This window comes from Flintibacter muris (assembly GCF_943192995.1).
Taxonomy (GTDB): domain Bacteria; phylum Bacillota; class Clostridia; order Oscillospirales; family Oscillospiraceae; genus Lawsonibacter; species Lawsonibacter muris.
On the sequence record NZ_CALPCP010000012.1, the window covers coordinates 85,239 to 96,106 of the forward strand.

General features: G+C 56.8%; 9 protein-coding genes. 7 read left to right on the forward strand and 2 right to left on the reverse strand.

The window, feature by feature from the left end:
* Positions 1-7 precede the first annotated feature (7 nt).
* Positions 8-6,127 (forward strand): SpaA isopeptide-forming pilin-related protein, encoded by a 6,120-nt coding sequence (locus NFS22_RS11515; RefSeq protein ID WP_251317900.1) that lies wholly within the window; start codon positions 8-10, stop codon positions 6,125-6,127.
* Between the two features lie 43 nt (positions 6,128-6,170).
* On the opposite strand, the gene NFS22_RS11520 is transcribed toward NFS22_RS11515, so the two are convergent.
* Positions 6,171-6,503 carry a putative quinol monooxygenase gene (locus NFS22_RS11520; protein WP_251317901.1) on the reverse strand — a complete coding sequence of 111 codons (333 nt, stop codon included), beginning with the start codon at positions 6,501-6,503 and terminating at the stop codon, positions 6,171-6,173.
* 53 nt (positions 6,504-6,556) lie between these two features.
* On the opposite strand from NFS22_RS11520, the gene NFS22_RS11525 reads away from it, so the two are divergent.
* Positions 6,557-7,165 carry an HD-GYP domain-containing protein gene (locus tag NFS22_RS11525; protein WP_251317902.1) on the forward strand — a complete coding sequence of 203 codons (609 nt, stop codon included), beginning with the start codon at positions 6,557-6,559 and terminating at the stop codon, positions 7,163-7,165.
* Here the strand turns inward: NFS22_RS11525 and NFS22_RS11530 are convergent.
* Positions 7,162-7,311: a hypothetical protein gene (locus tag NFS22_RS11530; protein WP_251317903.1), complete on the reverse strand. Its 150-nt coding sequence runs from the start codon at positions 7,309-7,311 to the stop codon at positions 7,162-7,164. The genes NFS22_RS11525 and NFS22_RS11530 overlap by 4 nt on opposite strands.
* An 89-nt stretch (positions 7,312-7,400) precedes the next feature.
* Here NFS22_RS11530 and NFS22_RS11535 point away from each other — a divergent pair, with 89 nt between their 5' ends.
* The 5 genes from NFS22_RS11535 to NFS22_RS11555 are packed head-to-tail and all read left to right on the forward strand — an operon-like array spanning position 7,401 to position 10,797.
* Positions 7,401-7,667 (forward strand): hypothetical protein, encoded by a 267-nt coding sequence (locus NFS22_RS11535; protein WP_251317904.1) that lies wholly within the window; start codon positions 7,401-7,403, stop codon positions 7,665-7,667.
* A gap of 13 nt (positions 7,668-7,680) precedes the next feature.
* Entirely contained in the window at positions 7,681-8,253 is a 573-nt protein-coding gene (locus NFS22_RS11540; protein WP_251317905.1) for a zinc-finger-containing protein, read from the forward strand.
* Positions 8,135-9,412: an AAA family ATPase gene (locus NFS22_RS11545; RefSeq protein ID WP_251317909.1), complete on the forward strand. Its 1,278-nt coding sequence runs from the start codon at positions 8,135-8,137 to the stop codon at positions 9,410-9,412. The genes NFS22_RS11540 and NFS22_RS11545 overlap by 119 nt, the downstream gene beginning before the upstream one ends.
* Positions 9,413-9,467: 55 nt before the next feature.
* Entirely contained in the window at positions 9,468-10,319 is an 852-nt protein-coding gene (locus NFS22_RS11550) for a hypothetical protein (RefSeq protein ID WP_251317906.1), read from the forward strand.
* Between the two features lie 19 nt (positions 10,320-10,338).
* Complete coding sequence (locus NFS22_RS11555) at positions 10,339-10,797, forward strand: single-stranded DNA-binding protein (protein WP_251317907.1); 459 nt, start codon at positions 10,339-10,341, stop codon at positions 10,795-10,797.
* Positions 10,798-10,868: the final 71 nt, after the last annotated feature.

Here is a 10,868-nt window from a genome sequence, read left to right on the forward strand (position 1 = left end):
AGTGGAGGTGGACACCGGGGACGACAGCCACATCAAGGACACCGCCCCCCAGGAGATCGAGCTGACCGCTGGCTGCGGCATTAAGGAGCTGTTTTTCTTCAATGATACCAAGCCCGGCATGAAGCTGGTGAAGGTTGACAGCTCTGACCCGTCCAAAACCATTCCTGGTGTGAAGTTCAGCATCCGGGCCATCGACGGCAGCTACGGCCCCCAGGAGTTTGTCACGGACGGAAATGGCGAGATCGACCTGAGCAATCTCCCCGCCGGCTCCTACGAGGTAACGGAGCTGGAGTGCCCCGGCTATGTGGTGGACAACGCCCAGCGCATCATCCACCTGCGAGCCAACGACACCGCTGAATTTGTGTTTACGAATACAAAAAAGCCCGGCCTGCGGCTGATCAAAACCAGCGCGGACGGGTCTGCATTGGATGGTGTTACCTTTAAGATCACTCCGATAGGGGACGCCAGCCACTCCATCGACCGCACTACCCAGAACGGCGGTGAGATTCTGGTGGAGGGCCTGGAGCCCGGAATTTACTCCGTTGTGGAGACCGCCACGTTGCCCGACCACATCCTGGATACCACTGAGTATCATGTGGAGCTGTCTCCCGGCAAGACTGCGGAACTGCGGCTGAGCAACGACAAGCGGCCCAGCCTGATCATCAGCAAGCGGGACAAGGACACCGGCGATCCCATCCCCGGCGTGACCTTTACCCTGCGGGGCGCGGACGGCCCCACCATCACCACCAAGCCCACGGGGGCCGACGGAAAAATAGTCATCACCGACCTCCTGCCCGGCGTCTATACCGTCACCGAGCAGAGCGTTCCGGAGAATTACATTCTGGACACCACGCCTCAGACCGTGACCCTGTTCCCCAACAAAGAGGCCCAGGTGGAGTTCCAAAACTACCAGCGGCCCACCTTGAAGATCGTGAAGGTGGATATCAACGGCAAGCACCTGACTGGCGCTATTTTTGAAGTCAAGACCAAGGCCGGCGTGAAAATCGGTGACTTCCCGGTAGGCGCGGACGGCACGATCACCGTCCCTCAGAAGCACCTCACCGAAGGATATTACATCATCACCGAAAAACAGGCCCCGGCGGGGTACATTCTGGACACTACGCCCCACGAGGTCTATCTGCGGCCCGGCAAGACCACCGAAGTCAGCATTGAGAACGAGAAGAAGCCCGGCCTCACCATCTATAAGGTAGATTCTATCGTCGGAGACGGAATCAAGGGCGCTAAGTTTGAAATTTGGGTGTCCAAGGACAAGAACCAGAATGGCACCTACCAGCAGCTGACCAGCAGCTACTATTATTCCGATGAAAATGGCATCATCCACCTGGACAACCTGGACACGGGCTGGTACAAAATCATCGAGGTGGAGCCGCCGGCAGGGTTCATGCTCAAAGAGCCCTCCGAGCAGACCATCTATATTGAGCATGACACCTCCGTGGAAGTGACCTTTGAGAACATCCCAAAATCCGCCCTGGTCATCCGGAAAATTGATTCGGATACCGGCGCGCCTCTGGCCAACGCCTGGTTCCGGGTCCGCTACCTGGGCGGGACCTCCGGCAGCGGCGGTACGATTATAGGCGAGTATGCGACCTCCAGCAACGGCAATATCGTGATCACCGGCCTAGACGCAGGTACTTATGTGTGTGAAGAAATCTCAGCACCCCACGGCTACGTCATGGATACCGCGCCCCAGACGGCCTACATCAGCGGCAAGGAGCAGGACTGCATTACCCTCACCTTCACCAACAGCAAGTACGGTTCCCTCCTGGTCAAGAAGGTGGACAGTATCACGAAGGAGCCGTTGAGTGACATTCAGTTCTTTATCACCACCAGCGACGGTGCGGTTGTGGGCAACGGCAACGGCTACTTCACCACCGACAGCGCTGGTACTATCCTGGTATCCGACATCATGCCGGGAACCACGCTGGTGGTAAAGGAGACCCGGACCAGACCCGGGTACATTTTGGACGACGTGCCCCAGACGGTCAAGATTGAGTCCAACGAGACCAAGACCCTGGAGTTCCGCAACCAGCCCACCGGCTCCCTGCTCATTCGGAAGGTGTGCAGCGTCAATCCCAGCGTCACCCTGGCAAACGCGGAGTTCAAGGTGACTTACTCAGACGGTAGCCTCATTGGGGATTCCAACGGCGTTTACCGTTCGGACGAAAACGGAGAGGTTCGCATTGAGGGCCTCATTCCCGGAAAAAGCGTGGTGGTGACTGAGACAAAAGCGCCGGCGGGATTCCTCATTGATACGCAGTCCCAAATCATCGTGATTCAAGCAGGAAAAACGGTCAGTGTGACCATGAAGAACCAGCCCCGTGGCCAGTTGATCATCCAGAAACGGGACAGTCAGACCAACCAGGTTTTGCCCGGCGCACAGTTCCGTATCACTACCGCCGCTGGCTGCGAGGTGGGCCTGGACGGTGTGATCGGCACATCCTCGCTGACCTCCAACGGCATTTTTACTACCGATTCCCAGGGCGAAATCCGGATCACCAATCTCGCGCCCGGCGCCTATGTACTTTCGGAGATCAAGGCCCCGGACGGTTACGTCATGGACAGCCCCAGCACCAATGTGGTCATCGGTTCGGGCGGCGATACCCAGACCGTCATCATAACCAACACCCCCAAGGCCACCCTGACCATCACGAAACGGGATGCTGTGACCCGTAAGCCCCTGGCGAACGCTGAGTTTATCGTCCGGGACAGCGAAGGTCACGCGGTCGGTCCCACCAATGGCATCTATAAAACCGGGACGGACGGTACGGTGGTCGTCTCCGGCCTGGAGCCCGGCAGCACGATTATGGTGTCCGAAACCAAAGCCCCAACCGGCTATATTTTGGATGAGACGCCCAAAAGCATTGTGGTGAAGTCCGGTATTTCCAACAGCCTGATTTTCGATAATGAACCAGGTACTACCTTAATAATTCGGAAGTTCATCGAGGGCACTGAGAACGAGCCCTTGAGCGGGGTGTGCTTCAAGGTGGTGGACGGTTCTGGGGCTGCCGTTGGCCCGGACGATGGCTGCTATTACACCGACAAGGCGGGAGAAATCGTCCTGGAAGGCATTGAGCCCGGAACCACGGTGATTGCCAGAGAGATCAAGACCGTGGAGGGCTTCGTGCTGGACGGAACGCCCCAGGATATTCTTATCAAGGGCGGTCGGGTCCAGCAGTTGACCTTCTGGAACGCCAAAGCGGGGACTCTGGTAATCCAGAAAAAGGATAGTGTGTCCGGTGCGTTTATTTCCGGCGCGCAGTTCCAGCTGACCTACGCCAACGGTGGGTTTGTGGATAACGACAATGGCCACCTGAGCAGCAACGGCCTCTACACCACGAACGACAAAGGCGAAATCAGAATCAGCGGCATCACCGGAACGGTGGTAGCAAAAGAGGTCAAAGCGGCCCCCGGCTATGTCATTGACCAGAGCACCCAGACCCAGACGGTCACGGTCAACCCGATGGACACCCAGACTTTGGTGTTCCTCAATGAGCCCCTGTGCTCTCTCACCATTCGGAAGGTGGACGCAACCACCGGAAAGCCCGTACCCAACACGGAATTTACGCTAAAGGACGGCGACGGCAATATCCTGGGCCGCTACACCACCGGAGCCGACGGGACTGTGACCGTCACCGGTCTTATCCCCAATTCCACGGTAGTGGTCGTGGAGTCCAAGGTGCCCGCTAACTATGTGCTGGACCCCACACCCCGCACTATCATTGTCCGCAACGGCAGCAACAGTGTTGCCAGCGGCGGGAACAGCAGTGGAGGAATCGTCAACGGCGGCAGCACTGGTACATCTGGCGGCGGGAACAACCTGACCGTAGAAAACCTGCCCAAGACAACATTGACCATTGAGAAGTACCTGGAAACGGAAACCGGAGAACAGCCCCTAAAGGGCGTGACATTCCTTGTCACCGATTCCAGCGGTGCGGTTATCGGTCCCAACAATGGTGAGTACATCTCCGATGAAAATGGCCGCATCGTGATCCCCAACCTGGAGCCTGGAATTACCGTCACCGCCAGGGAAATTCGCGTGCCCGACGGCGTGGTGCTGGACCCCACCCCCAAGAGCATTAAAATCGAGGGCGGCATTGGTGGCCAGACCCTCCGCTTTGTCAACCAGAAGGCAGGCAATCTCATTATCAATAAGGTGGACGCAATCGACAAGCACCCCCTGGCTGGAGTAACCTTCAAAATTACCTATGCGGACGGTTCCAACGTGGACCAGGACGGCGGCAAGACCTCTACCAACGGTATTTACACCACCGATGCCAATGGGCAGATCAAGATTTCCGGTGTTGTCGGAACGGTGATCATTACCGAGATTGAGACAATTCCGGGGTACTATATCGAGGAAAAGTACCGCACGCAGACCGTCCAGGTCAACGCCAACGATACGCAGACCGTGACTGTCTACAACGTACCCACCCAGGCGCTGGTCATCCAAAAGTTTGTCACTGGCAGCAAGGACCAGCCCCTGGCTGGGGTGGAGTTCCTGATTACCGACAGCAGCGGGGCCTTTGTGGGACCGAACAATGGTATTTACAAAACCGATCAGTTTGGCCGCATTACCATCAAGGACCTCACCCCTGGAACGGTCATAACCGCCCGCGAAACCAAAAGTTTGGACGGCTATGTGCTGGATTCCACGCCCCAGAGCATTGAGATCAAGTCCGGTTCTGTGCAAACGCTGACCTTCTACAACGCCCCCATCGGTGGGCTGGAGCTGATTAAGGTATCCGAGGCGGACAAGTCCCAGCGGATCAAGGGTGTCACCTTTGAAATCCGGAAGATGGACGGCGCGCTGGTGGACACTGTGACCACCGGGGACAATGGCCGTGTCCATGTGTCCTTGGATGCGGGTGACTACTACTGTGTGGAGATTGAGGCCGCCGAGGGCTTCAAAATCGACACCACACCCCACTATTTCACCATTCAGGACAACAAGACCACTACGCTGACCGTGACCAACGCCCCCTTCAGCGGGATTATCCTCCACAAGATTGACAGCGTGACCGGCCTGGGGATTTACAACGTAAAGTTTTTGGTCTACGACCAGAACAAGAACCCCATTGGCGAGTATTCCACCGATGACCAGGGGTACATCTACATCGACGACCTCACTGTCCAGGGCAAGGGACGGCTTTATATCCGCGAATTGGAGGCCGCACCCGGCTATGAGTTGGATAAGGAATACAAGACTGTCTATGTCCAGCCGGGCAAAACGGTGGAAATCGAGTGGGAAAACACCCCGATTACCGGTCAATTCCAAATCTACAAGTACGCCGCCGAGTACAACGAGGTCACCGGCACCCCCGCAGGCGCTCCCCTCCAGGGTGCTGTGTATGAGATCAGCGAAGCACGCTCGGGCAAGGTCGTCGATTACATCACCACCGACGCCAGAGGTGTGGCCGCCTCCAAGCCCCTCCCGTTAGGGCGCTACAAAATTGTGGAGGTAACCGCTCCCACCTACTGGCAGCTCAGCGGGAAAACCTTTGATGAAACGCTTGAATATTCTGGGCAGATCATCAAGGTGAGCGACTACGACAAGCCCTCCAACCTGGGTGTGACCATCACCAAGCGGGGCAACGCCGAGGCCCTGGCCGGGAGTCAGATGCGCTACGATTTCACAGTGGCGAATACCAGCAACGTGGCGCTCTCCGATTTTTACTGGCATGATCGCATTCCCACCGACGCAGCCCGGGCGACCATTTTCACCACCGGCACTTACAGCGCCCGGCTGAACTACCGTATTCTCTACAAGACCAACTACTCGGCAACCTATCAGGTGCTGGCGTCCAACCTGATTACCAGCAGCAACTATTCCTTCAGCCTGAACGCTATCCCCATGCAGGCCGGGGAGTATGTCACTGATATTTATTGCGATTTCGGCAAGGTTCCGGTTGGCTTCCAGTCGGTTGCCAATCCTACCCTGACAGTTACCGTCAGCGGGACGGCGGCCAACGGCTACCAGCTGATCAACCGGGCCGACGCAGGCGGCAAGTATCAGGGAACATGGCAGACCGCCCAGGCTACCTGGGTGACGGTCATCCGCAAGCTGACCAACACCGTTATTCCCACCCTCCCCAAGACAGGCTATTAAGCCAAAACAGAGGGACGGTCCAGCAATGGGCCGTCCCTTCAACTTAACGCCTTATGAACTGCGAATCAGCAGAAGGCATCCCATCCGTATCTGTGACATACCGCTCCGCCCGCATATGCAAATCGTACTTTTCCCGCAGTTGGGCAATCGTTTTCATCATCGGAGAGGCGTGGTGCATATCAATGGAGGCTTGATCCTTCCAAATGTCGATCAGCAAAACCGTCTCAGGGTCGTCCATCGGGAAGAAGTAGGCGTACCGCTCGTTTCCGCTCTCCTGACGGATTAAATCAGCGGTTCCGCTACGCTCCATCTCCTCCGCAAATTTGCGGGCGTTCCCGGTTTCTCCTGTATAGTACAGATTTATCACGATACTCATGTGGAAATTCCTCCTGCCGATTGTTTATCTATCTTATCAACGAGGTGACAAAATTGAACATAGAATCTACGTTTACCGTTCTGCGTCGGGAGCAGCTTCTCATGGACCACGCTCCCCACAGCGTACAGTTTGAAAACCTGACCAGACAGCTTCTGCGCACCTTTTCCGCCGCAGCTGTCATCCCGCCGCTGACTGTGGCAGAAATCCGGCTGTACGCCACCCTGGCCCTGCTCCATGATGTGGGCAAGCGGAGCATTCCGCAGGAAATACTCAACAAGCCCGGGCGTCTGACGCAGGAAGAATTTGAGGTGATGAAGTCCCACACAACCCAGGGCTGTGAACTACTGGAGAATATCCCGGAGCTGCGGGAGTGTGAGGCGTTCCCTCTGATCTGCGACGTGTGCCGTCACCACCATGAGCGGTGGGATGGAAGTGGTTATCCCGACCGGCTGGCCGGGGACAGCATCACTCCCTGGGTCCAGGTGGTGGGGCTGGCAGACGCCTTTGACGCGCTCATCCATCCTCGGGTCTACAAGCCGGCCTACCCCCAGGAACAGGCCAGTGACATGATTGTGTCCGGGGCCTGCGGCATCTTTAATCCGCTGCTCCTGGCCTGCTTTGCCCGGCACATTGGCGCCATTTCTCAGATGGTCTATGCTTAGGACTGAAACTCCTTCAAATGTTCCTCATACTCCTGCCGCTCCGCTTCATTCGCCAGACGGACGGCGTACTTGCCGCAGTCAGGACACTGCTCTGGTTCAGTGGAACGGCTAAAGAGAAAATAGCATTTATCACAAACAAAAATCATTTTACATCACCGAGAGGCAAGTATATCACATCCTCGCCGGTTTGTATAGGAGGTCTTTTCTTGAAGAAACGAAACTTTTGGGCGCGGTTTTGTCCCCGACTTCCCAGATACTATGTCCAGACATTACCGTGGCCCCGTTGACCGGAATGCCCCAGGGGGAATATTGGTATCTCACCAAGCGGCTGAGCAGCTGCCTGCGGTCCCTGTCCGGGACGGCCACGCTGGGTGTTGCCGCCGGCGGGATGCTGACACTGAACACGGAAAATGCCTTCTATATGCAAACGGGTGTTCGGCCTGGAGGGTCACAGCCGAAAAAGGCGGCGAAGCGGCCGCCCGCAGAAAAGAAAGCGGCGTAGGGGGTGGACACAAATGAAAATTCCCACCATCTGCCGCTACTGCGGCGGTGTGATTCGACTGGTTCCGGCCCGAAAAATCTATGGGGCCTCCACCGACCGGCTGGGCCTTACCAATGAGAACATCTACCTCTGCCAGAACTGCAACGCCCGGGTGGGCTGCCATAAGGGGACCAACCGTCCCCTGGGCAACGTGGCCAATGAGGTGCTGCGGCTCAAACGGCGGGAGACCCACCAGGTTTTTGACGCCTTCTGGCGGGAAAACGGCATGACCAGAACCAGGGCCTACAAGTGGCTGGCTGGCCGGATGGACCTTCCGGAGAAAAACGCCCATATTGGTGGCTTTGAGATGGACCAGTGCCAGCAGGTTATTGAGTTATGTGAGATTGAATTGAATCGGGAGGCTGCTTATGCTTGCCGTAATTACCGATGTCAACGCCCAGGTGGCCGAGCGGGAGGAGTTGGTGGAGATGATCGCCATCGCCCTGCTGACCCGGAAGAACCTGTTTATTCTGGGCGCTCCCGGTCAGGCCAAGAGCTACGCCATCAACGCTTTCCGCAGCCGGATCACCGGAGCCCGGCAGTTTGAGCGGCTTCTGTCCAAGCAGACGGATGAGGAACAGCTTTTCGGCCGCATAGACCTGTCCAGTCTGATCCCTGGCGCTGTGCCAGAAAATATTTTGGAGCAGGATAGTGTCTATCATAATCTTCGCTTCGATTTGAAATGTGCGATGGACGGTCAGCAACAGGACACTCCTGCAACCTTTGAATTCATCAGAAAGGCGACGGAGAAGCTGGAAACCTACTGCTCCGCCGTAGCTGCCCTGCACAAGGGGGAGCCTATGGTACAGACCGCCGGTAAGATTCCCGAGGCCGACATTGTGTTCCTGGATGAAATTTTCAAGTGCAACGACGGGGTGCTCAACTCCCTGCTCACCGCTCTAAACGAGCGCAAATACACCAACGAGGGCAGTACATACCCTATCCCTACCATTTTCTTCTTTGCGGCGTCAAACGAGGTGCCCAATTTCAGCGATCCCCAGGAGAAAATCCTTGAGGCCCTGTATGACCGTCTGGAACTGAAGGTGGTAACGGCAAACATTGAGGACCGGGACAAGCGGCTGGCCGTCCTGCGGGACAAGCAGGCTGGCCGCACCGGACAAATCACCGCCTCCATCACTCTGGATGAACTGAAGCAGATGCAGGAGGAGGTTGCAAATCTTCCGGTTCCGGAGGCCATCAACGAACTGGCTGACGATATCCTGTGCCAGCTGCGCAAGGACGACATTCCCGTGTCCGACCGCAAATACCTCAACTACTACCCCATCGCACAGGCTAAGGCGTGGCTGTCCGGGCACACTCAGGTGGAGCCCCAGGACCTTCTGGCGCTGAAAAACTACCTCTGGCAGAAACCGGGGGAGCGGTCTGTGGTGGAGTCGGAACTGAACCGCATGTGCATCAACCCCATGCAAGACAAGGTGAACAACATCCGGGGCATGGCGGCCGAGGCCAAGGAGGAATTTGACGCGGCCAAGGAACAGGTTGGTCGCAAAGCCCTGATTAAGCTGCGGGGTGAGCTGCTTCGGCTGTATGGCGACCAGCAGAAGCTGGCCTCCGAGGCCCAGAGCGACAGTGAGCAGCAAATGACAGACGGACTTTTGACCGACCTGGAGAGCATCAGCCGTCAGGCCCATGAGGCGGTAGGCTTCACCTACACGCCGCTGGAGCAGTTGGCCGCCTTGCAATAAGAAGAATTTCCCGGCCCCTTCAGGGGCCGGGAACATAAAAAAGGAGTTAAATAAGATGGTTTTTTCCTATTGTCAATGTAACCGCCACATGGCGGGCAGCGATGAAGCTGCTGCAAACTTTTACAACAGCCATTTTATTCCCAGAGGCTGGCAGCTGGTCTATTGTGAACTCAGCGAATGCGGCGCCATCCACCTGACGGGCTACTGTAAGCGGTGCTATGAGGATCTGGAGGAGATGATCCTCCTCCCCAAGGGGCTTGCCGGCGACGATCTGCTGAAAAGCATCTATAATACCATGCAGACCGCCCACCCCTATGACACGTTCCTGCCTCAGGTTGGCTACCACGGCCTCTGCAAGGAGCGCAGCGATTTTTACGCCCGGCGGGACAAACGGTCCCAATTTGCCCGCAGCAAAGAGTTCTTGAACCTGTTCCACGACTATGACCGGGAGAGCGCCCGCCTGTGGCTGGAAAAGAATTATCCGCTCCAGCCTGGGGAAGTCCTTCGAGATACCGGCGGCAGCCTGTTCTGCACAGCCATTCATATGGCCAGAGAGAACGGCGACTTCGGCAAGGCGGAGGCGATTCTGGATTACATTCTGCCCTGTGCCCATGAAACGGGACGGAAAGAGCAGGTGGAGCTGACTGCCTACGAATTTGACTTCGAGGCGCACCTTAATTGGGGTGGCAGCGAGGGCATTTACATCGACTGCTATCTAACGGGAAAATTTGATGAATCGGGACGCTTTGTGCTCCCCATTGGCACGATAAAGACACTGAAGCGCGACCTGGAGGCCGCTAAGATCATGGGCGAGCTGTGCGGCGTACTGACGCACTATGCAAGCCAGTATGTGAATCAAAACCTTCTCCGCTACACGCCTGAAAAAGAATTGAAAGCTAAGAATTAAAGAAAAGGAGCGATATTCTATGTTGAACCACATCACCGTCATGGGGCGCTTGACCCGCGACCCGGAACTGCGCCACACCCAGTCCGGAGTCCCCGTTGCCAGCTTTTCCATCGCCTGCGACCGGGACTTCAAGGACAAGAGCACCGGCGAGCGGGCCACCGATTTTATCGACATTGTGGCCTGGCGGGCCACCGGCGAGTTTGCGAGCAAGTATCTCACCAAGGGCCGCATGGCTGTGGTCTCCGGCCGCCTGCAGATGCGGGACTGGACGGACAAGGAGGGCAACAAGCGCCGCTCCGCTGAGATCGTCGCGGAGAATATTTACTTCGGCGACTCCAAAACAAAGGAAGATCAGGAGCCCCCGGCCAGCGTCGGCGGACCTGTGGAGGCGGCTGGCGGCGACCCCTTTGGCGGCCTGTCGGGCGGCTTCGCTCCGAATTTTGGAGAGCCTGCGGATGATGGCAGTTTACCGTTCTAAGGAACCACTGATTTAATCCCCCCCGCCCGGAAAGTATGGTAAAATAGAAGGGAAGGGGGCAGAAGAAATGA

Bases quoted from the DNA above. Each gene is read 5' to 3' on its own strand.
- NFS22_RS11520 (WP_251317901.1), bottom strand. From the start codon at position 6,503: ATGAGTATCGTGATAAATCTGTACTATACAGGAGAAACCGGGAACGCC.
- NFS22_RS11530 (WP_251317903.1), bottom strand. From the start codon at position 7,311: ATGATTTTTGTTTGTGATAAATGCTATTTTCTCTTTAGCCGTTCCACT.
- NFS22_RS11540 (WP_251317905.1), top strand. From the start codon at position 7,681: ATGAAAATTCCCACCATCTGCCGCTACTGCGGCGGTGTGATTCGACTG.
- NFS22_RS11545 (WP_251317909.1), top strand. From the start codon at position 8,135: ATGATCGCCATCGCCCTGCTGACCCGGAAGAACCTGTTTATTCTGGGC.
- NFS22_RS11550 (WP_251317906.1), top strand. From the start codon at position 9,468: ATGGTTTTTTCCTATTGTCAATGTAACCGCCACATGGCGGGCAGCGAT.
- NFS22_RS11555 (WP_251317907.1), top strand. From the start codon at position 10,339: ATGTTGAACCACATCACCGTCATGGGGCGCTTGACCCGCGACCCGGAA.